We start from the raw sequence: 26,241 nt of genomic DNA, 5'->3' as shown, positions 1-26,241 counted from the left end.
TTGTTCCCGTCGAAAATTGGTTATGAATGCTCATGATATTACCATATATTCCACAAAAAATTGTCCTCATTGTAATAATCTGAAGGCGTGGCTTGATGGAAAGGGATTTTCCTATCGTTCGCTTGATGTCGGCAAGGATGTTGATGCCGCACGGGAGATGATCGATCTCACCGGTCAGCGCGGGGTGCCGGTTATTGTGATCGATGGAGAGGTTATTGTCGGATTTGATCGCCGCAAGATTGAGCCGCTGCTTTTGATCGACAAGACCGGACACATTCCTGATGATCATGAGCTCATCATTATCGGGTCAGGTGCTGCGGGACTTTCTGCTGCGATGTATGCCGGACGAAAGGAGATCGAGACTCTGGTGATCGGCGGGGCACGCGGGGGGATGGCTGTCAGAAGTTCGGAGATTGAAAACTATCCGGGATTTTATCAGATCAGCGGGGAGTCGCTGATGAATCTGTTTGTGGATCAGGCCGAGTCGCACGGCGGCGTTATCTTTGATGATGTGGTGACCGGATTTTCCCGGTCCGGCGATACATTTCAGGTGGAGACTCTTTCGGGTAGAAGGTTCACTGCTGATGCGGTGATTGCCGCGCTCGGCAGGTCTCCGCGTATGAGCGGAGTCCCGGGGGAAGAGGAGTATTTTGGACGCGGGGTTTCCATCTGCACGACCTGTGACGGCCCTCTGTTTAAGGGAAAGGAGGTTGCGGTTTACGGCGGCGGGAATACGGCGGTCGATATGGCTCTTGAACTGAGTGATATTGCATCAAAGGTGACGCTTGTTTCCCGCAGTGCCTTGAAGGCTGATGAGATTTCGGTGGAACGGCTGAGAGCAAAGAAAAATGTGGTAATTGAGACAGGGTTTGTGATCACGGCGATTCACGGCGAACGAACGGTTGCATCTGTTGATATTGCCCAGGCTTCTGATATGAAAAATGTCAGAACGATTGTTATCGATGGTCTGTTCCTTGGTCTCGGGCTTACGCCGAATACTGCGGTGTTCAAAGGTCAGGTTGCGATGAATGCATCAGGCGAGATTCTTGTTGATGAGAACTGCCGGACGAATGTTCCGGGTTTGTTTGCGGCAGGAGATGCGACGTCAGTTGAGAGCAAGCAGGTTGGTGTTGCCGCGGGTGAAGGGATTAAGGCGTCTCTTGCGGCGTATTCGTATCTGAAAAAGCGTAGTTTGTGAGATGGCTTGATCAACTCCGCCCACGGAAAATCTGAAAACACAGAAAATTTCACGGAACAAAGATCACGGAGCAGACGTGAACATCACGGAACCCAGATTCAACATCATATTTCCGTGCTGTTCTCGTCTGCTCCGTGATGTTTTTTTCCGTGAAGCTCCGTGTGTTCCGCTTTTCTGTGGGCGGAGCTGCGATTAGTGACGAACCTCGGTCCCCAACAAACGAATTTATGGGTAAAGCCTGAGTCGGAGACAGATTCTTATAGAGACCAATACATAAGAATATCAAAGGAGGGTTTTCCACAATGCCGCCACGACGTCGTACGCGATTTGATCAGGATCAATACGAGATGTTCCGCCGCTGTTCAGAAGCGATGGACTTTACGGAGTGGAACGGCTGGTATGCGGAAGATCTTGTGCAGACCCAGTATCTGCGGAGTACTGACTCTTACGGGGCGCATCTTGCCGGTGCAGATCTTGCGTACTGGTATCTGGAGGGTGCGGATCTGCGGTATGCCCAGCTGCAGGGTGCGGATCTTTCGTATTCGTATCTGAAGCGGGCGAATCTTGCGAATGCAAATCTTTCGGGTACGAATCTGTGGCGTGCGTTCCTTGGCGGAGCAGAGCTGTCGGGAGCAAATCCTGATGCTGCGGTGTATGACGGGGCAGGAAAGATCAAGTATGATGCAACCCAGGCTTCGCTTCTGCGGTCAGCTGCCGAGTCAGGAAATATTGCTCTCTGGAATGACTGGTATCAGAAGGAGCTTTCCAAGGATGGGAACGATATTCGGATGTACGGGGCGCATCTGGAGGAGGCGTCTCTTCGCAATCTTGATCTGAGCGGGGCTGTTTTGTGCTATGCACATCTGGAGGGTTCGGATCTCCGGCATGTGAAGTTGTGCGGTGCGAATCTTTTGCATGTGCATCTGGAGGGAGCCGATCTGTGGCAGGCGGATTTGTGCGATGCGGATCTGCGGCATGCGGAGCTTGGCGGTGCGAACCTTGCGGGCGCGAAGAAGGATAGGGCGCTGTTTTAACTCATCGTAGCTCCGCCCACGGAAAAACGGAACGCATGCCTTCGGCCTGCTTACCGCTTCGCGGGAACACACGGAGTTTCACAGAAAAAAAGATCACGGAGCAGACGTGAACATCACGGAAATATAATTTCGTTGAGTTTTTTCAACATGGCAACTGAAAACTATTTTATGAGTACAGAAAAAATAATTTCGAATATAATACCACGAAAAAAATTTCGTTGAATTTTTTTTAATAGGAGTTACGCGGTGTGATATTGCAAAAAGATCTCAGTTCCTTTTTTTCTGAAAATTGTAAGCAGGTAACTGATGAACGTGGTCTCGTGTGAAAAAAAACCGCCACGGATTCACACAGATATTTAATTTGCCAATCGCTGTTATCTTGCGCTCGGTCGGGACTCCGGCTAATCGCCTGCGTCCTTTTCGACCTCACTGGATACCAGCTGGCAAATTTTTCGATTTTTTGTTGAAATGATGAGTATGTTTTTTGCATCGTACTCACGCACATTTTTTTTCCGAAAATGCAATCTGTGTGATTATGTAATTGATTTTTCCAAGCAAAACCACATGTACCACTCAACAAAAAACCGAAAAAAATTTGCCAGTCATTATCCAGTGAGGTCGAAAAGGACGCAGGCGATTAGCCGGAGTCCCGACCGAACGCAAGATAATGACGATTGGCAAATTTGGAATCCGTGTGAATCCGTGGCGGTTTTTTTCTCACGAGGCGAGATCTCACCACTCAACAGTACACCGCGGAACTCCTATTTGAATATGAATTCCGTGTTGTTCACGTCTGCTCCGTGATGTTTTTCTGTGAAACTCCGTGTGTTCCCGCGAAGCGGTAAGCAGGCCGAAGGCATGCGTTCCGTTTTTCCGTGGGCGGCGAAATCATCCTCTCATAAAAAAATTATTTTTTCTGGCAGGGGATGCAGACGTATTTTCCGTCCACCTGTTTTGCCCGTCCTTCTGCAACATGTTCACCGCAGACCGAACACATCACATTATAGTAGATGGATGCCTCACTTGGGAGGGGGAGCGTTGTCTCTTTGATCTCAAACAGTTTTTCTGCAGGGATTGAAAGAATCTGATCCACATGTTCGTGGACCAGATGATGGTACTCGACATTTTCGCCTTCGGTTGCGTCTCCTCTCATAATCTTCGGCCTGAGCTCGTTCATTCGCGGGTCTTTTGGCACGGCGTCCGGGATGGCGACAAGCCGGATCGAGGTGTTGTTGTCGCGGCGGTAGAAGGAGAATGCGGTTTTGCCCCAGTTGTTGACGAAGAGATTTCCTTTGCCTGCGGTGCAGCCGAACAGTACCTGGATTGCATCAACCGTACAGGAGTCTGTCTCGGTGAGTGCCACAATCTCCTCATCTTCAGAGAAGTCGAGGCCAAGTTCCTGTGCGGCAAGTTCACAGGCTTTGTATCCGAGCGCAAGACCACCGCAGACGTGACCGTGAAATGCTATGACATCGGCAAAATCTTTCATAGCAACATAATCGCCCCTCAGGACTATTAATAGTATTGATCTGAATATATGTTCGTGTGTTCGACGAGCGTTTTGGAATAAACTTATTACTCAGTATGAAAAAATAGTATTTTGATAACATGTTTGTAAGCGAAAAAATAGTGTCTGTATTTCTTGTTTGTGTCTTTCTTTCTATTTTCTGCATATCTGCGGGTTGTGTCTCTTCTCCTGATGTGGGGAATACTGCCGGTACCATCACAATAATCGATGCATTCGGTCGCGAGGTTACCATTCCTGACAATCCGCAGAAAATTGCGGTTTCCGGATCAGGTTCGATGCGGTACTTTGTGTATCTGGATGTGAATCTGGACCGCGTTGTTGCGGTTGACTATCAGGACAGCGATCTCTTCACTCGTCCAAATGAGCTGAGACCCTATCTACTCGCAAACCCTGAGATCAAAAATCGTCAGGCCCTCGGCTCTGCAATGGCTGTTGTTGACAATGAAAAACTTCTCGCATCAGGTGCAGAGGTTCTGTTTATGGGAGGCGCCAGCAGCTCAAACGTTGCGACCGCCAACATGATCACGGAAAAGACCGGTATTCCTGTGGTGATGTTTTATGTCGGCGACTATGTCACCAAAGGTGATCAGATCCGTGAGACTTTGCGGATGCTTGGAAAAATATTGCACACAGAGAAACGTGCTGATGAGATAGTCGCGTACTTTAACGGGGTTGAAGAGGATCTGAAAGGCCGCGTTGCAGACGTGCCGGACGCGGGAAAACCGACGGTGTATGTTTGCGGAATTTCCTACAACGGAGCTCACGGAGCTGACGGGACCGATCCGAATTATCTGGCATTCACCCTGCTTGGTGCAAAAAATGTTGCCTCAAATATTGGTGAGGTGAGTCAGACGGGTTATGCAAAAGTTGCAAAAGAGCAGATTCTTGCCTGGGATCCTGACATGATCTTTGTGGATCTTGGAACGCTTACCGCAGCAGAAGGCGGTGCAGTTGTCGAGTTTGGCAGTGATGCAGCGTATCAGGGGCTGTCTGCGGTGAAGAACGGCGAGGTGTATGCGGTAAATCCTCACACGTCGATGAACGTGAATCATGAGACAAGCCTTGCAAACGCGTACTATATCGGAAAAGTTCTGTACCCGGACAAGTTCGCAGATATTGATCCGGCAGCAAAGGCCGATGAGATCTACGAATTCGTTGTCGGTGCTCCGGTCTACGAACAGCTGAAAGCAAATGTGCAGAATTTGTCGTTCACGAAGCTGGAGATCCCTCTGTTGTGAGAGCAGCCATGGAGACTGAAACTTCGTCAGGACAGTACCGGGCATATGTCGCACGAAAAATTCTCCTGATCCTTTCAGGCGTTGCCCTCACTGTGATCATGTTTTTTGTTTCGGTGTCGGTTGGTGCGGTCTCGATTCCGATCCCTGATATTCTCGGAACACTGCTGGGCGGGCAGGGGACTGGACTGTTTGAGCGAATCATCTGGAATATTCGAATCCCGCAGGCGCTGACGGCAGTTGTTGCGGGAGCCGGTCTTGCGATTGCAGGAGTTGCGATGCAGTCGATTCTTCGAAATCCTCTCGCATCTCCTTTTACACTGGGTCTTTCCAATGCCGCGGCGTTTGGTGCTGCGATCGGTATTCTGCTGTTTGGTGCGGGCACGACCGGCAGCAGTATTGCTGACGCGGTGGTCGTGCATAATCCGTATCTGACGACGCTCTGTGCATTTATTTTCAGCATGCTGACGACGATGATTATTCTTCTGATTGCCCGGATGCGGTCGGCTACTCCTGAGACGATGGTCCTTGCGGGCGTTGCTATCAGTTCACTTTTCAGTGCGGGTCTGATGGCGATTCAGTATTTTGTGGATGATACGAAGCTTGCGTCGATTGTGTTCTGGCAGTTCGGGGATGTGTCGCGTTCAAGCTGGACCGAGCTTGGGATTATGGCGGTTGTGGTGGTTGCGGCGTTTGGCTACATTTTGTTCAAACGCTGGGACTACAATGCGATTGATGCGGGTGATGAGACTGCCCGGGGTCTCGGGGTGAATGTTGAGCGGACGCGTTTGATTGGTATGATTGCGGCATCTGTTATCAGTGCGGTGATTGTGGCGTTTCTTGGTGTGATCGGTTTTGTGGGTCTTGTCTGTCCGCATATTGTGCGTCGGCTGATCGGTGATGATCACCGGTTTTTGATTCCGGGAAGTTTTGTTTGCGGTGCGGTTCTTCTGCTGGTGTCTGATACCGTTGCCCGAACAATTATTGCGCCACATGTTCTGCCGGTTGCGGTGCTGACTGCGTTTCTTGGCGCTCCGGTGTTTCTGTATCTTATCATTCGGGGGCGGCGGATGTGAGGGAGGAGTCTGAGCACAAAGAGCACGTGGGTCATGAGGGTCATGAGGGCCATGATGCTCATGAGGGTCGTCATGTGCATCCGCATTCGCATGTGGAAGGTTACGTGCATACGCATGATCACTCGCATGACTGCCCGCATTCGCATCACGGTGATGTCCCGGGCAGGGCTATCCTTCAGGTTGCAGGGGTGAGTTTTGAGTACCGGAGCGATCCGGTTCTTGCAAATGTTTCTGTTGGGGTTGCACGCGGAGAGATTCTTGCGATTCTCGGCCCGAATGGTGTGGGGAAGTCGACGCTTCTGAAGTGTATGAATCTGATTCTTACGCCGAAGACCGGCACGGTTCTTCTGGAGGAGAAGGATCTGATGAAAATGTCGGGGACAGAGATTGCGAAAAATGTCGGGTATGTTGCGCAGCGGAATGAGTCTGCAAAGATGAGCGTGTTTGATACGGTGCTTCTCGGGCGAAAACCGCATCTTGGGTTGCGGGTGAGTGAGAGGGATTATGTGATTGTTGAGGAGGCGCTGTCGCGTTTTGGTTTGTTGGAGATGCAGCTCCGCTCTATTGATGAGCTGTCGGGAGGTGAGCTTCAGCGGGTGTGTATCTGTCGTGCGATTGTGCAGGAGCCGTCTGTTCTTCTGCTGGATGAGCCGACGTCGGCTCTGGATCTGTGTCGGCAGATGGCGATTTTAGGGGTTATCCGGGATGTGGTGGATCATCATAATGTGGCAACGGTTATGACGATGCATGATCTGAATCTTGCGCTGCGGTTTGCGGACCGGTTTTTGTTTATGAAGGGCGGTATGGTGTATGCGGCGTGTGATCGGTCCGGGGTGACTGCTGATGTGATTGAGGCGGTGTATGGTATTGCGGTGGATATTGTGATGCATAAGGGTCTGCCGATGGTCGTGCCGCGATAATTTTTGAAAAATATTTTTTCTTACTACTACTACTATGTACTGTACTTAGAAGTACAGTACAGTGTACTAAAAATGAGAGTTTGTTTTTTTTAAGGGAAGTTATGCGGCGATGAGTTTCATTCATTGCCTATGATTATTCTGTTTTTTGCCTTGTTTGGAGTAATCACTCCGTGGAAGTCCAATTTTATATGTCCCCGTCAGCTCCTCTATCATGTCCCCGTGCCAGACTCTTCAGCGGATACTTGATCAGCAGTGCCAGAACCGGACACAAAATGATCGGCACAATCAACAGAAACATCGCACTTGACAACGACCCGAGCACATCAGCTGCCCATCCGATCAGCGCAGCACCAAGACCTCCGACCCCCATCGAAAACCCAAGAGTCAGCCCTGACGCAAACCCCACATTTCCCGGCAGCAGATCCTGTGTCATCGTCACCGACATCACATAACACGACGACGCAAAGAACGCATACATCATCACGCCAAAATACATCAGCACCTCATTCGTCGAAAAGATCAGACAGAAAAACGGAATTGCACACGCAAGACCAAGCACCAACATCTCCTTTCTCCCAAACCGGTCCGACATATACCCGCCCACAACCTGTCCCGCAACACCGAAGAACAGCATCACCGTAACAATCGCAGACGCCGTAAACATGTCCATTCCATGATGACCAAGAATCAGTAACGTCGGCAGATACGTAATCACGCCGAGATATGCCCACGCACGAAGCGAACAGATCGAAACAACCAAACCTGCCGGCACCCACCAAAACCGTTTCCGGGGTGCCGCTTCACTCGCATTTTTCTCAACAACCTTCGCTTTCGTACCTGCACCAGACTTACCGCGGGACCTGCGGTTGTTCCGGTACATCCATGTCGCCCCGAGAATCCCGGGAATCATCAGCCATGCAACCGCCGGAAGACCACCGACCACAATCAGAATACCTGCAATTAGCGGCCCGACCGCATACCCGATACTTCCGCTCGTCGTAAAAATCGAGTTATATAATCCCCGCTTTGCCGGAGGACTCAAGCGGTACATAATATCCATCGCCGCCGGATGAAACAGTGCGTGGCCAATAGCAGCTCCCGCTGCAAGAAACAGCAGCAGAACATAATTTCCCGTAACCGCCGTCAGACTAATCCCCACACTCCCGATCACCAGACACAGCGGCACACTCGCCCGCCATCCGGTCTTATCCCCGTACCAGCCCACAAACGGCTGGGACACCGACGACGTCACATTAAACACCGTCACAATCATACCTGCAAGGAAATAACTCAGATCCATCCCTGCGATCAGCAGCGGCAGGATCAGCGCCAGAATCGGTGTGTAAATATCGATCAGAAAATGCCCGAAAATAACTCCCCGGATCTTTTGGCCAGCACTCTCGTCCATAAAGCCTCTTACCAGATGTACCTATTGGCGGTCTGAGATTAAAATCAAATCCGGAGTTGGCAATTTTTTATTTTTGATCTTTTATGCTCCGCCCACGGAAAACCGGAACGCATGCCTTCGGCCTGCTTACCGCTTCGCGGGAACACACTGAAATAAAAAACATCACGGAGCAGACGTGAACATCACGGAATTTCATCAGCAACTATTATTTCAGCTCACTTCCTGATCATTTCATAAGAGCATGAGCCTAATTTTTGAAGATGAAACCTATCGTATTCGTGGAGCAGTATTCGAAGTCTACAAATCACTTGGTCCGGGATTTTTGGAATCAGTCTATCAAAGCGCTCTCGAACATGAATTGAAACTTCGTGGAATTCCATTCGAATCTCAGAAAGAATTGCCGGTTAGTTACAAAAATATCTCTGTAGGTAAATTCCGGGCCGATATCGTGTGTTATAATAAAATAATCCTTGAACTCAAAGCAGTCGAAGAGATAACCAATGAACATCTTGCCCAAATCAAAAATTATCTGAAAATAACAAATTTTGATCTTGGCCTTTTGATCAACTTCAATCATCATCCGGGGGTCGACATCAGGAGATGTATCCGCGACGGAGTAACATATTCAGTCAGAGAAGATGATGTTCCATACAATTATTCATAATTTCCGTGGTGTTCACGTCTGCTCCGTGATGTTTTTCTGTGAAGCTCCGTGTGTTCCGTTTTTCCGTGGGCGGAGCTACAAAACAAAATTTCCACCTACAACCAACCTGCCATATCCCAACAAAATATAACCAATCATTCCCAATAGTATTATGCCTTAATTATAAGGAAGGAAAGTTAAAATGGACAAATATCGTTGCACAATCTGCGGATATGTATATGACCCGGAAAAAGGAGCAGGCATCATGTACCCTGCCGGAACTTCGTTTGAAAAACTTCCTGACACCTGGAAATGCCCGGTCTGTGGCGCACCCAAAACCCAGTTCAAAAAGGTGTAACAATCCATGGCAACGCGTGAGATTGCTGACCGTATCTACTCGGTTGGAACCATTGACTGGGATCTGCGGTACTTTGACGCAATCATGCCCACCCCGCGAGGAAGCAGCTACAACTCCTACCTCGTAAAAGGCAGCGAAAAAACCGCCTTAATCGACACCTGCAAACCCAACGACGAGGCAGACTTCATCACCAACCTCATGCGTCTGGACCAGCACTCGCTGGACTACATCATCATCGACCACGCAGAACAGGACCACTCAGGTCTCCTGCCTCTGCTGCTCGAAATTTTCCCCGGTGCAAAAGTTGTCACCAACGAAACCTGCAAGGGTCTCCTTTTGGCAATGCATCATCTCGAAGAAGTTGAGGAACGCTTCATCGTCATCGGCGACCGGGAAACCCTCTCGCTCGGCGACAAAACCCTGAAGTTCTATCTCGCCCCCTGGGTCCACTGGCCCGACACCATGTTCACCGAAGTCATCGAAGACAAAGTACTCTTCACCACCGACTTCCTCGGCACGCACTATGCAGCGCCAACGCTCTATCAGGACGACGAAAGTCCCGACTACCTTGAAGCAGCAAAGCGTTACTATGCAGCCATCATGATGCCGTTCCGTTCCTCAGTGCAGGAGCACCTCAACCTCATCGATGAAATTGCGCCAAAGATCATCGGTCCAAGTCATGGTCCGGTTCTCAGAATGCCGGCGAAAATTATCGACCTCTATCGCGACTGGTCGGGCGACTCCCCCAAAAACCTTGTCATCGTAGCGTACGTCTCCATGCATGGAAGTACCGAACTCATGACAAAGTTCCTCGTCGACGATCTTGTCCAGCGCGGCATTCCGGTCCATCAGTACAACCTGCTGGAGACCGATACCGGCGTGCTTGGCAGCGCCATAGTGGATGCAGCAACAATCGTCATCGCAACGCCTACCGTACTCTTCGGCCCGCATCCGGTAGCGGTCAACGCCGCCTACCTCATTCGTGCACTCCGGCCCAAAGTACAGCAGATCGCGGTCATCGGCTCTTACGGCTGGGGTACCAATGCAGTCAACTACCTTGAAGAGATGCTCTCACCCTTAAGTGCCAAAATACTTGAGCCGGTATACATCAGAGGTCAGCCCGAGGAGACTGCAATTACTGCGCTCCATGCAATGGCAGATGCAATTGTTGAGCACCATAAAACCCTCTAAAACCCCTTTTTTTCGAACATCTTACCCCGATACTCACGTATATATTGTCTTGTGCGAAACATATCCTCATGACAGAAGTAAGTGAGATCTACAAGTGCAACATCTGCGGAAACACCGTAAAAGTCATCGGCAAAGGAGCAGGTCAACTCGTCTGCTGCGGCGAAGCAATGCACAAACTCGTCGAGAACACCACCGACGCAGCTCAGGAAAAGCATGTTCCGGTCATCACCAAAACCGACGGCGGATACAAAGTAGCAGTAGGCTCAGTCCCGCACCCGATGGATGCAGACCACTACATCACCTGGGTAGCACTCAAGACTGACGACGGCATCGTTCATGAAAAGTTCCTTGCACCCGGAGAAAAACCTGAGATCATCGTCAAGACCTCTGCTAAGGCAGTCAAAGCCTGCGAGTACTGCAACAAACACGGTCTCTGGGCAAAAACCGAATAACTTCTCATTTTTTTGTTTTCTATTACGTCCTGCCTCCTACGGGAAAACGAAACACATTCTTCCACCATGATCACTGCTCCGCCCACGGAACACACCGAACACACGGAAAATTTCACGGAAAAAAGATCACGGAGCAGACGTGAACATCACGGAACTTTGAATTTTCAAAGCACAAGGTCTCCTCCCACGATTTATTTCGATATATTTCCGTGTGTTCCGTTTTTCCGTGGGCGGAGCTACGACGTGCGTTAGTTACCAATAAACGAATGTCTGAAAAAAACCGGAAAAATATGAGGTACGATACCCTACCATTATATTTTCGCAGGTTAGATCATCATATATCAAATGGGCCTCATCCGTGAACTCGCCAGCGTCGGACGCGATCTGGGAGCTGTATTCCTTTTAGTAGGCATTGCAACCATCCTGCCGATCATCGTCGGGATCTACTATCAGGAATGGCACGTTCTCCCCGTCATGCTGGTGCCCACGCTCCTGTTTTTCGCACTGGCAATCTTTCTCCGTTTCCTTCCCAAAGGCGACAAACCCGCACGCAACAGTCTCTCTATTGCAGCGACCGCTCTTGTGTGGGTCTTTGTCAGCTCCATCGGCTGCATCCCGTTTATGATCACCGGGATGACATTTCTCGACGCCTCCTTTGAATCCATGTCTGCATGGACCGGTACCGGATTCACCTTTGCCCTCAACATCGAAGAATGGCCAAGAACCCTCCTCTTCTGGCGTTCATTCATGCAGTGGATCGGCGGTCTTGGAATCATCGCATTCACCCTCACTGTTGCCAGCCGGTCGGGCCTCATCACCCGCGGCCTCTACCGCTCCGAAGGCCACTCGGAAGCCTTCATGCCGAGCGTCATTGCAACAGCCTTTCAGATGTGGAAGATCTACTTTGTACTCACCATAGCCTCGATTCTCGCCATCATGGCAACCGGTCTTGATCTCTGGGACGCTGTTAACGTAGGATTCTCCGCAATCTCCACCGGCGGTATGTCGATCTACGCCGCAGGAATATCTCACTTCGACAACCTCGGCCTCGAACTGGTCCTGATCCCGATTATGCTTGCAGGAGCTCTGCCGTTCCGGCTCTATTATGTTCTCTACACACAAGGCTCACTCAAAAACGTTCTTTCAGACCGCATCCTTCATCTCATGATTGCAGTGTTTCTGTTCGTCTCCGCAGTTCTCATACTCGATCTCTGTTCCAGCGGACTTTCCGTCGCTGAAGCCGCCCGCGAAGGACTGTTCATGGCAGGAACCGCGATCAGTTCGACCGGATTTCAGAACACCACCATGGCAGGCTGGGGTGCTGCAACAATTCTCTTCCTCGCAGTGTTCGTACTCATTGAAGGAGGAACCGGCAGCACATCAGGAGGTATCAAACTCGACCGCATTCAGGTCATGTTTGAAGCAATGATCTGGTGGTTCAGAAAAACCATCGTCAGCCCCCGCGCCTACATCCCCATGCGTCACAACGGCAGATCGATCGCGAGCAAGGAAGCCGACATGCTGATCGCAAAATCCCTGCTGCTGATCCTTCTCTACATCGTGATGGTAGTGATCGTGCTCATTATTCTCCTGCACGACCCCTACTTCTCCAAGGACGTTGTCGGAACCATGTACGATGTGTTCAGCTGCGTCGGTAACAACGGCAGCACCAGCGGCGTTTTCGGCCCTGATATGCCCGAGTATGCAAAAGTCATTCTCTATCTTGCAATGTGGATCGGCAGACTGGAAATCATTCCGGTGATCATCCTCGTATGGGGAATATTCCGCAGATTTGAATGGCACACAGGTAGCGGCCCGTCCCGTAAGTAATTACTTAAGAAAGGCAGATTGTCACAAGTCAAAATATATGTGGCATGCAGGTCAATAGAGTAGGGAATGAGACAGATAGCCCTCTACGGCAAGGGAGGTATCGGAAAATCCACCACATCCGCAAACCTGTCGGCTGCGTTTGCAGAAAATGGTCTGGATGTCATGCAGATCGGATGCGATCCCAAACATGACAGCACCAGAATGCTGATGCACGGCCGCTGGATTCCTACCGTACTTGAGCAGATGTACGAGCGCAAGGATCTTGAAATGGATGACGTCATCTTCACCGGCTTTGGCGGTGTCCGGTGCGTGGAGGCGGGAGGGCCTGAGCCCGGTATCGGTTGTGCTGGCCGCGGCATCATCGCAACATTTCAGCTGCTCGAAAAGATGAAAGCCCTGAATGGTGACGTGGTGGTCTACGATGTTCTGGGAGATGTTGTCTGCGGAGGGTTTGCAATGCCGATGCGTGACGGCTATGCACAGGAGGTCTATCTGGTAACAAGCGGTGAACTGATGAGTCTGTATGCGGCAAACAATATCTGCAAAGCAATTGCCCGGCTCTCAGAACGTAGCACCGCAAGATGCAGACTTGGCGGCGTCATCTGCAACTCGAAAAATATGGATAATGAACGAGAGCTTGTCGCCGAATTTTCAAGACTGATCGGATCAAAGATGGTGCAGTTTGTTCCCCGCGACAAAGCTGTGCAGGCTGCCGAAGTCAACCAGATGACCGTAATCGAACATGCCCCCGCGTCCCCGCAGGCAGACGTCTACCGCGGGCTTGCAAAAACCATTCTTGCAAACGATGACCTACGTATCCCCACAGCCCTCGATCTTGATGAACTGGAAAAACTTGCCAGGGCATATTTATGAGTTACGAATGGCAGGATGCACCTTAACCGGTGCCCTGTCGGTCGCCTGTTTTATTCCGGGAGCAGTAGCCGTCGTGCATGCTCCTGAGGGCTGCGTGCATCAGACATTTTCAATGCTGCATGCGATGATGAACGACTGTGATGTATCTCAGATTCCTGAGATCATCGTTTCAGGAATCGGGGACCGTGAGGTGATCTTCGGCGGCGAGGACTGCCTGACCGCAGCCCTCGACCGTGCAGCTGCGCTAAATCCTGATCTGATCTTTGTGGTGACCTCCTGTGTGCCGGAGACGATCGGTGATGACTGCGGTGCGGTCTGCAGCCGCCATCCGTACGCAGACAAAATCATCTATGTGCCAACGTCAGGATTTCTTGGAGGAAGTGCAAAGGACGGAGAGAACGCAGTTCTCACCGCTCTTGCATCATGCGTCCCGCTCTCCCAGGCGACTCCGGGAACGGTTGCTCTCATCGGCGAGAAAAATCTTGAGTCTGAAGCTGATCAGAATTATGCAGAGGTTGAGCGCCTGCTTGCCCGTCTCGGCCTTCGGGTGACGGTCAGGTTCTGCCGGGGATGTGATGCTGCAACCCTTATGCATCTTGGAACTGCGGAGTGTTTCATTCTGCGTGATGACCGATGTCGGCCCGCGGCCGATGCTATTGGTGAGCGGTTCGGCCGACCGGTCGTGCCGGAGTTTCCCCGCGGACTTTCCGGCTGCATTAATTTTCTGAATGCTGTTGGTCACTCCTGCGGGATTCCCGAGGAAAAAATTGCAGCGGCAGTGCAGGACGAACTTTTGTATCAGGATCAGATGCTGGAAAAATTTTCAGGACTCACCAAAAAAACAATCTGTCTTGGTGCTGAACCGTTTGCCGGAACATCTGCGGTTGCCCGTGAGGCGATGGCAAGACTTTTGATGCAGGAAAACGACTCGGCCCTTCCGATCAAACTGCCGTTTTATCTTCCGGTCGGTGCTGCTGGTGTTGAAAAGATGCTCTATCTCTGGCGTCGGGCGGTGAACAATGGCTGAAAAAGGATGCACTAATCCGGTCTGGCCGTGTGCAATGACCGGCGCTGCGGCAACCCTTGCAGGGTTTTCTGATCTCTGTGTGATCATTCACGGCTCGTCCGGCTGCTACTATTACCCGAAGTCTCTGCTGAAGGTTCCTTTGTTCAGCACGTACCTGCTGGAGTCTGAGATTGTGTTTGGAACAGTCGACCGGCTGCATGAGGTGGTGTCTGAGGTCGCTGCAACCGGCAGACCGGTTGCGGTGGTGAACACCTGTGTTCCGGCACTGACCGGCGAGGATCTGAAGACTGCGTTTTCCAGCGGCTCGGCAATCTTTGTCGATGCTCCGGGCTTCTCCGGAAATGTTGAGGCGGGAGCTGCAAAAGCGTTCGCCGCTCTTGCGCCGCACTGTTCCAGAGAGCGGTCAGGCGTGAACATTGACGGCATCAATCTGTTGGATATTTTCTGGCGCGGTAATCTGCATGAGACCGAGCGTCTGCTCGGACTGCTGAAAATTCAGGTGGCGGTACGATTTTCCCGCGACAGTTATGCAAATCTTTGTGCAGGAGCAGCACCGTTCACGATCTCTGCAAACTCTTCGTACGCTTCCGGTGTCGGGGACAATCTTGGCAGCATGCTGTTTTCAGACATTCCGGATACTGTTGCAAAACTTCAGGAACAGTTTCCTGATGCTGACACGGACGCTGTTCTCACGGAGTGGTCGCGTGCTGAGGAGCAGATCTATTACTCCTGCGACAAGTACCTGCGCAAGTATAATCCTCCGATCACCGCAGTTGCTGCGCAGGAAAGTTATGCGGTCTTTGCAAAGACCATGATGGAGCGGTACTTCGGTTCTGATGTGCCGGTTGTGTTTGCGAGGGATCAGGGCTTTGGTCGTGTTCCCTATTCCGTGAACTCTGTTGAGATCAACGCGGCTCTTGGTTCAGTCGGACCTGATCTGATTCTTGGCTCAACCTTTGAAGCAGCCGCCAGTAGAACAGCGGCATTCTTCGGGATCACGCCGCCTGACCGGAGCCGCATCTCAATCTCCGCACGTCCTCTTGCAGGTATTGAGGGTGGCCTTGTTCTGATGGAAGGAGCACTGAATGCTCTGATGAACATGCATGCCGGACAACGAAAACAGGGATGATGTTTCAAACATATTATTCTGAGAATATAATCATGTAATCTCTCATTTGTTCATATTCTGCGCGAAACATGTTCGTTTCGTGCTCCATATTCCCTATTTGTAATGATTCATCATTTTCAACCGCCAGTAATTTATAGTTCAGAAAACAACGCGTACTTCGACACATGACTGAAAGCACTACAACAAATGTCGCAGGAACGATCAATCCAGCACCAATCGGTCTGTTTGGATTTGCATTTACCACGATTATGCTGAGCTTATGCAACATCGGCATCTTCGAAATGAACACGGTGATCATCGGCCTTGCATTCCTGTTCGGCGGTCTGGCACAGTTCCTCGCAGGCATTCTGGAGTGGCGGGGCGGCAACATCTTCGGCATGGTTGTCTTCAGTTCGTTCGGCATGTTCTGGCTGGTGTTCGCACTCGCAGCTGTCCTTCCTGCAATGGGTCTGGGCGAATCCGCAACTCCGGTCGCCATGGGATGCTATCTTGTACTCTGGGCAATCTTTACCGCAACCGTTGCTCTGGCTGCAACCGGCAAAGGAATCGTACTTCCTGTAACACTCTGGCTGGTCTGCGCCGTCTTCATCTGCCTCGCAGCCGCTGACTTCACCGGTCTTACATCAGTGAAAGTTTTCGGCGGTTTCCTTGGTGTGGTTGCCGGAGCCTGCGCCTACTACATCGGCACCGCGGACCTGATCAACGGCATCCATGGATGCAAAAAACTCAAACTCTAATTTTTTTGCGTTGTTCGTTATTAATCGTAGCTCCGCCCACGGAAAATCTGAACACACAGAAATTTCACGGAAAAACATCACGGAGCAGACGTGAACATCACAGAAAAAACACTTTGAATGTAAATTCCGTGTTGTTCACGTCTGCTCCGTGATGTTTTTTTTTCTATGATATTCAGTGTGTTCCGTTTTTCCGTGGGCGGAGCTATAACAAACAACAAAAAAAGTCTGCGGCAGTAAAAACCGCCGCGAAAATATCTTACATCACTGATTCTATTCTGTTCATCGCCTCTTCGAGTCGCTCCATTGAAGCCGCATACGAAATGCGGATCCATCCCGGAGCGCCGAAAGCCGTCCCCGGCGTCGGAGCAACATGCGCCTTGTCAAGCCACAGATTTGCCGTCGCCACATCATCGCCGCCGACATTGATGAACGCATAAAATGCTCCCTCCGCAGGCGCTGTTCTGAGGCCCAGTCCCGCAAGCCTGCCGATCACAAACTTCTTGCGGCGCTCAAACTCCTTTCTCATCTCCTCAACACAGGTCTGATCCCCTTGCAGTGCAGCAACACCGCCCCACATCGCAAACGTATTCACGCAGCCGACCGAGTGCTGCATCACCTTATCCATTGCAGGAATCACTTCAAGTGGAGCCGCAAGATAGCCGAGCCGCCATCCGGTCATCGCATAAGCTTTGGAAAATCCGTTGATGGTAATCGTCCTCTCATGCATGTCACCCACCGTTGCAATAGACACATGCTCTTTACCGTAGACAAGCTTCTCATAGATCTCATCAGACAAACAGTACAGATCATGATCCATGCATGCATCAGCAATCAGCCTGAGTGAAGATCTTCCGAGAATTGATCCAGTCGGATTTGACGGCGTGTTCACAATGATCATCTTGGTCTTGTCGGTGATCACGTCATAGATCGACTCGTCCACCTGAAAATCTGCGTTCAGCGAGTAGTGAACAGCACGTCCTCCGGCAATCTGCACGCACGGCTCATACGAAACCCATGACGGATCAATAACCACAACCTCATCACCCTTGTTCAGCATCGCCATCATCGTGATCCGGATCGCATCCTTCGCACCCGCGGTCACCATGATCTGCTTCTGCGTTGCCGGAATATGGTTCTCGTTCTTCAGCTTCTCTGCAACCGCACTCGTCAGCTCGGGAATTCCCCGCGACGGTGCATAATGCGTCTCGCCGCGGCTCAGTGCATCAACTGCCGCCTGCGTGATATGTGCAGGCGTTGCAAAGTCCGGCTCTCCCACCGCAAGACTGATCACATCAATACCTGACGCGATCATCTCCTTTGACCGGTTGCTCATTGCCATCGTCGCCGACGGCGCAACTCCTGCTATCGTCTCCGAAAGCTGTCTCATTCCGCAAGTCTCCGGACCATCTTCACCGCAGACTCAACAGCACGCTTGCCGTATTCAACTCTCTCAGTTGCTTCAAGTCTGGTCATACCGGGCCCTGAGATGCCCAGAGCCACCGGTTTGTCAAACTCAAGGGAAAGATCGATGATCTTTCGTGCTGCATGCTGGACCACAATCTGATCATGATCGGTTGCGCCTTCAATCACGCATCCGATTGTTATGACTGCATCAATATCGGATTTCTTCAGAAGTTTGCGAATGGCAAGCGGCATATCGTACACACCCGGGACGTAGAGGCGGTCCCTGATAGCGGCTCCGAGAAACCGTGCATGCTCTTCTGCTTCCATCTCCATCATGTAGGTAAGATCGCGGTTGAATTCTGCGACAACGAATCCGAGTCTGACTGGTTGATCGATCATGAGTAATCTCTGTACATTTCTGTCGCAAAAGTATATAGTGGTTCACAAAAACGTGTCAACTCAAAAATGAGTATTATGGGCAAAATCGGTTGTCGGAAAAAATCGTTTGCTTAACAAATATTGTTCGTAGTTTCGCCCATGGAAGACACTGAACGAAAGGCCAACGGCATGCGTTCAGTGTATTCCGTGTGCGACTCAAGAAATCAAGTCACAAAACCGATACAATTATTTTTTCTTCGCCACTGCTTCTTTTGATCTCAGGTAGCACCAGGAAAAGATCAGAACCGACAGAGGAACCAGCGTAACAATACCGATACCGGTTGGGGTCTCTGTGATCAGATACCATCCGAAGTTGTTCGGCGTGAGGAAGATGAGCAAAACCATGTGAACAAGACTCAGAGCAAGGGCAATCAGTGTTGCAATCACCACGGTGATCTTTTCGCGGAAGAAGTACCAGATAATTCCGCTCACTAAACCTGCGATAATGGTCGCAAGACAACAGGGAACAACTGTTGCGCCGCCGAGACTGAACCGGTATGCCGCACCAATAATTGCCGCACCGATACCAATAATCGGACCAAACCAGAGACCGCCGTAGATCGGACCGCCGTCACGAACATTCAGCAGCGCACCCTCGTACTGAATACTTGCAATTGATCCTAAAAGCGACATTATACCAAACAACACTATACCGATCGAGTATCTGATCCAGTCAGTAAAGTCCCCTTTCATGTTGTCAAGAAGTCCGCTTCTCCCAATGGCGATACCCAAGAGTGCTGCAAAACCGAGATTGACACCAATCAAGGTAATAAAATCCATCACCACATCCATGAATACTATTTATTTATGTTTCAGTATTTTATGATGACGGTCGTTTGTATGATTTTTAGGTAATTATGTACTTACCTTCCGTAAAAATTCGAAACGCCATCAGTAAATCGCCGCGAAAAAGAATAATTGTTGTTTAATCACTTGCGCTCATGTTCGTGATGATGATGCATATCCGGCGTGTGAGGGTGATCATGGACCTGTTTTTCATGCGTGTGCGTGTGAGAATGTTCATCGGTGACCGGCGGACTGTGCGTGTGGGTATGGTGTCCGTCATCATGGCTGTGGCGGTGTTCATGCGTCAGAACGGTATGTGCATGTTTGTGGTGATGTCCGCCGGTCGCGGCAAAGTACGCTCCAAGGATCATGATGACAGTAGCCACTGCAAACGAGAGCGTGAGTTCGGTTCTGAATATGATAAATGAGAGGGCGACACCAATGAAGGGAGCGACCGCATAAAATGCGCTCGTCCGCGCTGCTCCGAGTGTCCGCTGGGCAAGGACATAGAAGTAAATCGACAGACCGTACGCAAAAAATCCAAGCATTAATGCTGCAAGAATGCTTCCCATGCTGCTGAAGATCACCTCTCCTGCAAAAAATGCGAGAATCAGTGCTCCGGTTCCGGCACCAAATCCTTTGATCACCACAATCTCCACAGGATCTTTTAAGGAAAGCATTCGTGTGCAGTTGTTCTCAAATCCCCAGGCAACGCAGGCAAGCAGAACGAGAATAGATCCTTGCGAGAAGACAAGACTTCCTGCATCTTCGACAGTGAGAAGGATGCTTGCAAAGACGATCAGAATGATCGCAAACCCCAGCCTCCGGTCGATCGCTTCCCGGAAGACAAAAAATGCAACGAGAACTGTTGTGACAATCTCAAAGTTGTTGAGAAGCGAGGCGTTTGCGGCCGTCGTCATGGAAAGTCCGAACATCAGAAGAACCGGTGCGGCAATGTCAAGCAAAATCATGCCGATGACATACGGCAGATCTTTTTTTCCGAGCGGAGCCTCCCGCCGTACTTTGTTTCGTGATGACTGGATGATGCTCACAGCAAACATGCCGATTCCTGCCCCCAGATACAGGAGTGATGCAAGAAGTGCCGGAGGGACACTTTCAAGCAGCAGTTTTGCGGCAGGCGAGCTGATGCCGTAGAGTACTGCCGCAAGAACGGCAAAACCGATCGCTGCATGCTGTGGGGTTATGGTGTTCTGCATATGTTTGAGAGTAGTAATTTTCTTGGTAGGTCCATATAATTCTGTGTTAGATCTGGAGTTTGTATTTTTGTCATAGCTCCGTCCACGATTCGCATGTTCCCGCCATGATCATTGCTCCGCCCACGGAAAATCTGAATACACGGAAATACCACGGAAAAAAAGATCACGGAGCAGACGTGAACATCACGGAAGGCGAATAATAATTTCAAAAACGATTCATTTCCGTGTTGTTCACGTCTGCTCCGTGATGTTTTTTTCCGTCAAATCTCTGTGTGTTCCGCTTTTCCGTGGGCGGAGCAATGATCATGGCGGGAACATGCGAATCGTGGGCCAAGCTGCGACAAAAATACAAAGACCCAGGGGAAAGAGAAACTTCTATACCGGTGAGGACTTAGTTAGATACAGCATTATGTCATCAAAGCCCTCGCTGTTAGAGAAGCTGAAGTCAGATGATCCGAAGATCAGTCTCGTTCGCGACATCCTGTCGGTCATCATCATTGTTGCCGTGATTGGCGCAGTATTATTTGGTGTATCAGGAACATGGCCGGCGATCGTTGCTGTTGAGTCAGGCAGCATGGTGCCGAACATGAATGTCGGCGATCTGATATTTGTTGTTGAAGAAAACCGGTTCGGCCCTTTGATGACCTCACTTGAAGCGCAGGCAGCAAATGTCACCTCCTTTGGCGGATACGGGGATGTGATCATTTACCAGCCGAACGGTAACTCGCAGGTGACGCCGATAATTCACCGTGCACTTGGGGAGATCAATGAGTCAACAGCTCTTGAAGCTGGTCTTGCGAATGGCGGGTACATCACCAAAGGCGATCACAACCCGACCATTGATCAGGGAAACATCTTCACCAGCGTCGGCATGATGCAGCCGGTGAAGGATGAATGGGTTGTCGGCAAAGCACTGTTTGCCATTCCGCTGGTCGGATACCTGCCGCTGCACATCTGGGAGTTCGCCGTTGTTGTCATAATAATTCTGATCGCATGGGAGCTTTACAGCCGCAGAAAAGAAAAAGCAAAGGAAGATGCGAAAAAATCTCAGAAGAAAGGTAAAAAATGACCACCCCACGACTGAACAACGCAGAGCTGCACAGAATTCTTGACGACGCCAAAACAGGCAGCCGCATGAGTGAGTCTGATGCAGCAGCTCTCTTCCGGCTTACCGGCCGGGATGTGTGGAAAGTGGCATCAGCAGCTGACGAACGCCGCGAGGAGATGGCGGGTGATGTCGTGACCTATGTCCGCAACATGAATCTGCATGTAACAAACATCTGTAAAAACCGGTGCGGCTTCTGTGCGTTCGGCAGAAAATCAACCGATCCTGATGCATTCTGTTTCACGGATGAAGAGTTCCGCGAGCATGCCCGCGATGCCGCGAGCAAAAATGTCACCGAGGTCTGTTATCTTGCAGGCGTTCATCCATCGTTCACCATCGAAAACTATGAGTCGATGATTCGCACCCTGTGCGAAGAGATCAGAGGCGTCCATGTGCATGGATGCAGTCCTGATGAGATCGCGTTCGCCGCACGGCAGAGCGGCCTTACCACCCGTGAGGCGCTGACACGTCTGAAGGCAGCAGGTCTCGGCTCGGTGCAGGGGACTGCTGCTGAAATTCTTGTGGACTCGGTTCGCGAGGTTATCTGTGAGAAAAAAATTCCGTCTGCCGAGTGGGTGAGAATTATTCGCGAGGCAAGTGAACTCGGCTTTCAGGCAACGTCCACGATCATGTACGGCTCAGTGGAAAATCCCAAGGAACGTGCAGCTCATCTTTCGATCCTTCGCTCTCTGCAGGATGAGACAAATGTGTTCACCGAACTTGTGCCGCTTTCCTTCCTGCACCACAATACACCGCTCGCACAGAACGGCAAAGTTGTCTACGGTGCTACCGGCCGCGAGGACATTCTCCTTGTTGCGGTCTCGCGTCTGTTTCTGGACAATATGCGAAATATTCAGGTTCCCTGGTCAAAGATCGGACAGAAGATGACGCAGGTCGGCCTTATGGCGGGCGGCAATGATGTTGGCGGTACGATGTTTGTGGACTCTTTGTCAAGAACTGCCGGTGCAGGGGAGGAGTCTGATTTCTTTGATCCAAATGATATGCGGTATCTGTGCAGCGACATAGGCAGAACGCTCGCACGAAGGGATACGCTGTATCATATTCTTGAATAACTTTTTTTCGGGCTTTGCCCATAAATTCGTGTATTGGAAACTAGTGCATCGTTGTAGCTCCGCCCACGGAAAATCTGAACACACGGAAATTTCACGGAAAAAAGATCACGGAGCAGACGTGAACATCACGGAATTTTGAATTTTCAAAACACAAGATGCCCTCCCACGATTTATCTCGATATATTTCCGTGCTGTTCACGTCTGCTCCGTGATGTTTTTTCTGTGTGTTCCGTTTTTCCGTGAGCGGCAGAACGTAACGGCAACACCGGAAAAAATCTGTAACCAAATCTGCAAACAGATCATTAAATGCAGAAAAGGGAATTCTTTTATCATACCCTCTCCAATATCGAGGTACAATGGCAGATCCGAATCTCTACTTAAAAGGCGGCGTTATCCCTGAACGGGACAACGAGCACTATATCATCCGGCTCCGTGTTCCGGCAGGAGTGCTTGACGTTGAAGCACTGGCAGGTATCGCCAAGATTGCAAAAAAATACGGAATAACCAATACGCATCTCACCACCCGCCAGACAATTGAACTGCTTCATGTAGGACCCGAGGTCCTTGACGATCTTCTTGCCGCCCTTGAGAAAAACGGTACTCCGATCGGTGCGGAACGTAACGAGGTCGTCAACATCACCGCATGCCTTGGCAATGCCAACTGCAAATACTCTGTCATTGACACTCTCTCCCTCGCCAAAAAACTTGATGAGAAGCACTTCGGCAAGGAGATGCCGGTAAAAGTTCGTATTGCTATCTCCGGCTGTCCGAACGGCTGTACCAGCGAGCGACTGAATGAGATCGGTATCACAGGTCTGCGTCGTCCGGTGCGAAACGAAGGACTCTGTACCGGATGCGGTACCTGCGGTTACTACTGTAAAGAAGATGCAATTCTGATCGAGAACGGAAAACTGAAACTCAATCAGGGTGACTGCATGCTCTGCGGATTCTGCATTCATGCGTGTCCCTTCCAGTACATCAACTTCGAAGACCCGCTCTACTTAATTACGCTCGGCGGCAGACGCGGCAGGCACCCGAAGATCGGCAGAACATTCTACATCGCAAGATCAGAAGATGATGTGGTTGAGATTGTCGGAAAAATCATCTACTGGATCTTCCGCAGCATTGCATCCGACAAAATGCTTCCCGAACAACTCACCGATGAAGAGTTCGCTGAGTTCCGTGAAAAAGTAAAGAAGAGTCTCAAGCCGCTCGGCATCGAAGGAATTGATCCGACCAACGCTTACTGCGTGTGAATATTTTTTTTCTTTTTTTTTTGTTTTTCCCATAAATTCGTTTATTGGCAACTAACGTGTCGTTGTAGCTTTGCCCACGGAAAAACGGAACGCATGCCTTCGGCCTGCTTACTACTTCGCAGGAACACACGGAAATTTCACAGAAAAACATCACGGAGCAGACGTGAACAACACGGAATTTGAAAATAAAAACGTTGCAAAAATATTTCTTCACGATTTTTTTCAAAAAAAGATCATGTAATTTTTTCATGGTATCCCACTGAATCCCAAATAATTTATTTCCGTGGTGTTCACGTCTGCTCCGTGATGTTTTTCTGTGAAATTTCCGTGTGTTCCGTTTTTCCGTGGGAGGCAGGAGTTAATAGATCCCTCATTCGAAAAAAATTCACCGCGAAATCAGATGTGCGGTGATGATACTACAGCTGCGGGCATGAATTGTTATCTCACATTCGTCAACCCTGACATAGAAGTTCTTCCCCTTCCTTTCTATCTCAGCATCGGACTTCGTGATCTGCTCCCTGCACCAGCTCACCACATCGTCAGCTGACTCAAGCGAAAGATTTCTTCTGATTCTTTCCGCACCAAGCACGGTCGTGTGAAGTTTTGAAAGATCAAGGGTCAGCTCCTCCGAAGTTGCGGCATTCATCTTCATCACATTCCGGCAAGCCTTCGTGCGACGGCCATGTTTCCTGCATCATCACGGCGATCATCCGACGGCGTCTCCATGATGAAGGAGCAGTGGGAAATTTTGGGGAACGTCAGCACATCACGAATCGTTTCCTCACCGAGGCTGCCAAGACCGATATGTTCGTGGCGGTCGAGATGCGAGCCAACGCCTCCCTTCATATCGTTTAAGTGAATCACTTTGAGGCGCGAAAGATCTCCTGCCTCATCGGCAAACCAGCCGAAGACCGTTGCCGCACCATGACCTTTCAGATCGTATCCTGCCGCTGCCGCATGACAGGTGTCAAAACAAAAACCAACTCGCGCCTCACGACCGAGCCCGTCAGCAATAGCTCCGACATCCGTGAATGTTCCGCCAACCGTATTTTTTTCGTTCGCCGTATTTTCAAGAAGAATCATCGTGTTTCCTTCGGCATTGTCAAGGGCGTGGCCGATTGCGGCAATCACTCTCTCCTGTCCTTTCTTGTGCCCCTCCTCTCCGTGATGGCCGAGATGCGTCACAAGGTAAGGGATCTTCAGCATCGCACACCGGTTCAGTTCCTCGGTGAGCGTCGCAATCGACCGGTCATAAATTTCCGGTTTTTCTGCCGCAGGGTTTGGCAGGTACGGCATGTGATCTACCACGGGACCGATACCGGACGCAGCAAGCGCTTTTGTGAACGAATCTGCGACAGAAGGTTCGATCGGTTTTGCCGCCCAGACCCGCGGGCTTCGCGTAAATATCTGAAATGTATCACAGCCGAGTGCCTGCGCACGCTCAACAGAATTCGCCATTGCCCCGGCAATCGAAACATGCAATCCAAGCTTAACCATGATATTCCTCCTTTCTCTTATGCCACTCCTCAAGCATCGCATCAACCGCTTCGAGCATCGTTCTCGGCGACGACCCCCAGTGAACCACTGCCCCGAACTTTCCATTGTACATGCCTACTCCGCTCCGATCAGCACGACAGCATCGTGCGATGAACGGCTCTTCTGCAATCTGCGAAAGCGGACAGGTGTCCTCATAGACAAACTCATCATCATAACACTCGCTGCAGATGTGGCGACCGGTTACACAGCAGGCAACATGTTCGCCGCCATGCAGCTCGTCGCGGTCAAGGGTTTTGGGAAACCCTCCGGCTCTGCATGGATATACATCAGCCGGAATTTCGGAGATGTCGCGGACATGATGGTCGAACATAATATTCTGCTGCCCGAAGAATCCTAAGTCTTCGAGGATATGAATTGTGGCAGAAAGGTTCGGCCGCGGCGGCTTGATGTCATAGACATGCACTGTTTCAAGCCCTGCAAAATCCGGATCCAGTATGAACGTCATGTGTTCGTCCTGTGCCCCAAAAATAGTACACCGTTTTTTTGTTGAGAGGGCTTTTCTGATGAGACCCACTCTGTCATGCGGCGTGATCGGCCCTTCCCACACCGCAATATCCTCAGGACCCACCAGCCTTCTGACCGATTTTATCGGTCTCATGTACCCGCTATCCCCGACATGCTCCACTTCCAGAATTTCAAAACCTTCGGGCACTGGGTGTATCAGATATTTTGTCAGGAAATACACGGTGTCTCCGTGCGGCTTTGTTGCCGCACTGCCGATGTATTTGCATTCGCTGGGAAAGATCATAGAGTTACTCTACTTATG

Annotated in this window: 26 protein-coding genes; 17 read left to right on the top strand and 9 right to left on the bottom strand. The window is 50.4% G+C overall.

Annotation, left to right across the window (positions count from 1 at the left end; translation table 11 throughout):
* Positions 1-22: 22 nt before the first annotated feature.
* Positions 23-1,198, top strand: a complete 1,176-nt coding sequence (locus McpAg1_RS01000; RefSeq protein ID WP_338093418.1) for an FAD-dependent oxidoreductase — start codon at positions 23-25, stop codon at positions 1,196-1,198.
* A gap of 302 nt (positions 1,199-1,500) precedes the next feature.
* Complete coding sequence (locus McpAg1_RS00995) at positions 1,501-2,232, top strand: pentapeptide repeat-containing protein (RefSeq protein WP_338093417.1); 732 nt, start codon at positions 1,501-1,503, stop codon at positions 2,230-2,232.
* Between the two features lie 907 nt (positions 2,233-3,139).
* Here McpAg1_RS00995 and McpAg1_RS00990 read toward each other — a convergent pair.
* Entirely contained in the window at positions 3,140-3,721 is a 582-nt protein-coding gene (locus McpAg1_RS00990; RefSeq protein WP_338093416.1) for an FmdE family protein, read from the bottom strand.
* A 212-nt stretch (positions 3,722-3,933) separates the two neighbouring features.
* Between McpAg1_RS00990 and McpAg1_RS00985 the strand changes: the two genes are divergently transcribed.
* The 3 genes from McpAg1_RS00985 to McpAg1_RS00975 are packed head-to-tail and all read left to right on the top strand — an operon-like array spanning position 3,934 to position 6,991.
* Positions 3,934-4,998 carry an ABC transporter substrate-binding protein gene (locus tag McpAg1_RS00985; protein WP_338093415.1) on the top strand — a complete coding sequence of 355 codons (1,065 nt, stop codon included), beginning with the start codon at positions 3,934-3,936 and terminating at the stop codon, positions 4,996-4,998.
* A gap of 8 nt (positions 4,999-5,006) precedes the next feature.
* Positions 5,007-6,071, top strand: coding sequence for a FecCD family ABC transporter permease (locus tag McpAg1_RS00980; protein WP_338093414.1), 1,065 nt, complete (start codon positions 5,007-5,009; stop codon positions 6,069-6,071).
* Positions 6,068-6,991 (top strand): ABC transporter ATP-binding protein, encoded by a 924-nt coding sequence (locus McpAg1_RS00975; RefSeq protein WP_338093413.1) that lies wholly within the window; start codon positions 6,068-6,070, stop codon positions 6,989-6,991. The genes McpAg1_RS00980 and McpAg1_RS00975 overlap by 4 nt, the downstream gene beginning before the upstream one ends.
* 184 nt (positions 6,992-7,175) lie before the next feature.
* Here the strand turns inward: McpAg1_RS00975 and McpAg1_RS00970 are convergent, their stop codons facing one another.
* Positions 7,176-8,399, bottom strand: coding sequence for an MFS transporter (locus McpAg1_RS00970; protein ID WP_338093412.1), 1,224 nt, complete (start codon positions 8,397-8,399; stop codon positions 7,176-7,178).
* A 241-nt stretch (positions 8,400-8,640) separates the two neighbouring features.
* On the opposite strand from McpAg1_RS00970, the gene McpAg1_RS00965 reads away from it, so the two are divergent.
* The 9 genes from McpAg1_RS00965 to McpAg1_RS00925 all read left to right on the top strand — a co-directional run bounded on the left by McpAg1_RS00965 (position 8,641) and on the right by McpAg1_RS00925 (position 16,639).
* Positions 8,641-9,063, top strand: coding sequence for a GxxExxY protein (locus McpAg1_RS00965; RefSeq protein WP_338093411.1), 423 nt, complete (start codon positions 8,641-8,643; stop codon positions 9,061-9,063).
* Positions 9,064-9,244: 181 nt separating this feature from the next.
* The gene (locus McpAg1_RS00960; protein ID WP_338093410.1) at positions 9,245-9,400 is read left to right on the top strand and encodes a rubredoxin; all 156 of its coding nucleotides are present in this window, start codon (positions 9,245-9,247) and stop codon (positions 9,398-9,400) included.
* 6 nt (positions 9,401-9,406) lie between these two features.
* Positions 9,407-10,591 carry an FprA family A-type flavoprotein gene (locus McpAg1_RS00955; protein WP_338093409.1) on the top strand — a complete coding sequence of 395 codons (1,185 nt, stop codon included), beginning with the start codon at positions 9,407-9,409 and terminating at the stop codon, positions 10,589-10,591.
* Positions 10,592-10,659: 68 nt separating this feature from the next.
* A complete protein-coding gene (locus McpAg1_RS00950) occupies positions 10,660-11,043 on the top strand; it encodes a desulfoferrodoxin (RefSeq protein ID WP_338093408.1) in 384 nt (127 codons plus the stop codon).
* A 345-nt stretch (positions 11,044-11,388) separates the two neighbouring features.
* On the top strand, positions 11,389-12,873 hold the full coding sequence (locus McpAg1_RS00945; RefSeq protein ID WP_338093407.1) for a TrkH family potassium uptake protein: 1,485 nt from the start codon (positions 11,389-11,391) through the stop codon (positions 12,871-12,873).
* A 66-nt stretch (positions 12,874-12,939) separates the two neighbouring features.
* The gene (gene cfbC / locus McpAg1_RS00940) at positions 12,940-13,746 is read left to right on the top strand and encodes a Ni-sirohydrochlorin a,c-diamide reductive cyclase ATP-dependent reductase subunit (RefSeq protein WP_338093406.1); all 807 of its coding nucleotides are present in this window, start codon (positions 12,940-12,942) and stop codon (positions 13,744-13,746) included.
* A gap of 7 nt (positions 13,747-13,753) precedes the next feature.
* On the top strand, positions 13,754-14,773 hold the full coding sequence (locus McpAg1_RS00935) for a nitrogenase component 1 (protein ID WP_338093405.1): 1,020 nt from the start codon (positions 13,754-13,756) through the stop codon (positions 14,771-14,773).
* Positions 14,766-15,902, top strand: coding sequence for a nitrogenase component 1 (locus McpAg1_RS00930; protein ID WP_338093404.1), 1,137 nt, complete (start codon positions 14,766-14,768; stop codon positions 15,900-15,902). Before McpAg1_RS00935 ends, McpAg1_RS00930 begins: the two co-directional genes overlap by 8 nt.
* A gap of 164 nt (positions 15,903-16,066) precedes the next feature.
* Positions 16,067-16,639 carry an acetate uptake transporter gene (locus McpAg1_RS00925; protein ID WP_338093403.1) on the top strand — a complete coding sequence of 191 codons (573 nt, stop codon included), beginning with the start codon at positions 16,067-16,069 and terminating at the stop codon, positions 16,637-16,639.
* Between the two features lie 256 nt (positions 16,640-16,895).
* Here McpAg1_RS00925 and McpAg1_RS00920 read toward each other — a convergent pair whose 3' ends face one another.
* The 4 genes from McpAg1_RS00920 to McpAg1_RS00905 all read right to left on the bottom strand — a co-directional run bounded on the left by McpAg1_RS00920 (position 16,896) and on the right by McpAg1_RS00905 (position 20,484).
* Complete coding sequence (locus McpAg1_RS00920; RefSeq protein WP_338093402.1) at positions 16,896-18,026, bottom strand: pyridoxal phosphate-dependent aminotransferase; 1,131 nt, start codon at positions 18,024-18,026, stop codon at positions 16,896-16,898.
* Positions 18,023-18,442, bottom strand: coding sequence for a 6,7-dimethyl-8-ribityllumazine synthase (gene ribH / locus McpAg1_RS00915; RefSeq protein WP_338093401.1), 420 nt, complete (start codon positions 18,440-18,442; stop codon positions 18,023-18,025). Before ribH ends, McpAg1_RS00920 begins: the two co-directional genes overlap by 4 nt.
* A gap of 225 nt (positions 18,443-18,667) precedes the next feature.
* Positions 18,668-19,261, bottom strand: coding sequence for a LytS/YhcK type 5TM receptor domain-containing protein (locus McpAg1_RS00910; RefSeq protein ID WP_338093400.1), 594 nt, complete (start codon positions 19,259-19,261; stop codon positions 18,668-18,670).
* A gap of 149 nt (positions 19,262-19,410) precedes the next feature.
* Positions 19,411-20,484, bottom strand: a complete 1,074-nt coding sequence (locus McpAg1_RS00905; protein WP_338093399.1) for a DMT family transporter — start codon at positions 20,482-20,484, stop codon at positions 19,411-19,413.
* A 409-nt stretch (positions 20,485-20,893) separates the two neighbouring features.
* Here McpAg1_RS00905 and McpAg1_RS00900 point away from each other — a divergent pair, with 409 nt between their 5' ends.
* The 3 genes from McpAg1_RS00900 to McpAg1_RS00890 all read left to right on the top strand — a co-directional run bounded on the left by McpAg1_RS00900 (position 20,894) and on the right by McpAg1_RS00890 (position 23,918).
* Complete coding sequence (locus McpAg1_RS00900; RefSeq protein WP_338093398.1) at positions 20,894-21,553, top strand: signal peptidase I; 660 nt, start codon at positions 20,894-20,896, stop codon at positions 21,551-21,553.
* Positions 21,550-22,662 (top strand): 5-amino-6-(D-ribitylamino)uracil--L-tyrosine 4-hydroxyphenyl transferase CofH, encoded by a 1,113-nt coding sequence (gene cofH / locus McpAg1_RS00895; RefSeq protein ID WP_338093397.1) that lies wholly within the window; start codon positions 21,550-21,552, stop codon positions 22,660-22,662. Before McpAg1_RS00900 ends, cofH begins: the two co-directional genes overlap by 4 nt.
* 356 nt (positions 22,663-23,018) lie before the next feature.
* Positions 23,019-23,918 (top strand): 4Fe-4S dicluster domain-containing protein, encoded by a 900-nt coding sequence (locus McpAg1_RS00890; RefSeq protein WP_338093396.1) that lies wholly within the window; start codon positions 23,019-23,021, stop codon positions 23,916-23,918.
* Between the two features lie 385 nt (positions 23,919-24,303).
* On the opposite strand, the gene McpAg1_RS00885 is transcribed toward McpAg1_RS00890, so the two are convergent.
* The 3 genes from McpAg1_RS00885 to McpAg1_RS00875 are packed head-to-tail and all read right to left on the bottom strand — an operon-like array spanning position 24,304 to position 26,223.
* On the bottom strand, positions 24,304-24,570 hold the full coding sequence (locus McpAg1_RS00885) for a DUF3781 domain-containing protein (protein ID WP_338093395.1): 267 nt from the start codon (positions 24,568-24,570) through the stop codon (positions 24,304-24,306).
* Positions 24,570-25,415 (bottom strand): deoxyribonuclease IV, encoded by an 846-nt coding sequence (locus McpAg1_RS00880; RefSeq protein ID WP_338093394.1) that lies wholly within the window; start codon positions 25,413-25,415, stop codon positions 24,570-24,572. Before McpAg1_RS00880 ends, McpAg1_RS00885 begins: the two co-directional genes overlap by 1 nt.
* Positions 25,408-26,223 (bottom strand): DUF7714 family protein, encoded by an 816-nt coding sequence (locus McpAg1_RS00875; RefSeq protein WP_338093393.1) that lies wholly within the window; start codon positions 26,221-26,223, stop codon positions 25,408-25,410. The genes McpAg1_RS00880 and McpAg1_RS00875 overlap by 8 nt, the downstream gene beginning before the upstream one ends.
* Positions 26,224-26,241 lie beyond the last annotated feature (18 nt).

Source organism: Methanorbis furvi (genome assembly GCF_032714615.1).
Classification (GTDB): domain Archaea; phylum Halobacteriota; class Methanomicrobia; order Methanomicrobiales; family Methanocorpusculaceae; genus Methanocorpusculum; species Methanocorpusculum furvi.
Note: the sequence above shows the minus strand (reverse complement) of the source record. Positions and strands in the feature narration are given on the sequence as shown.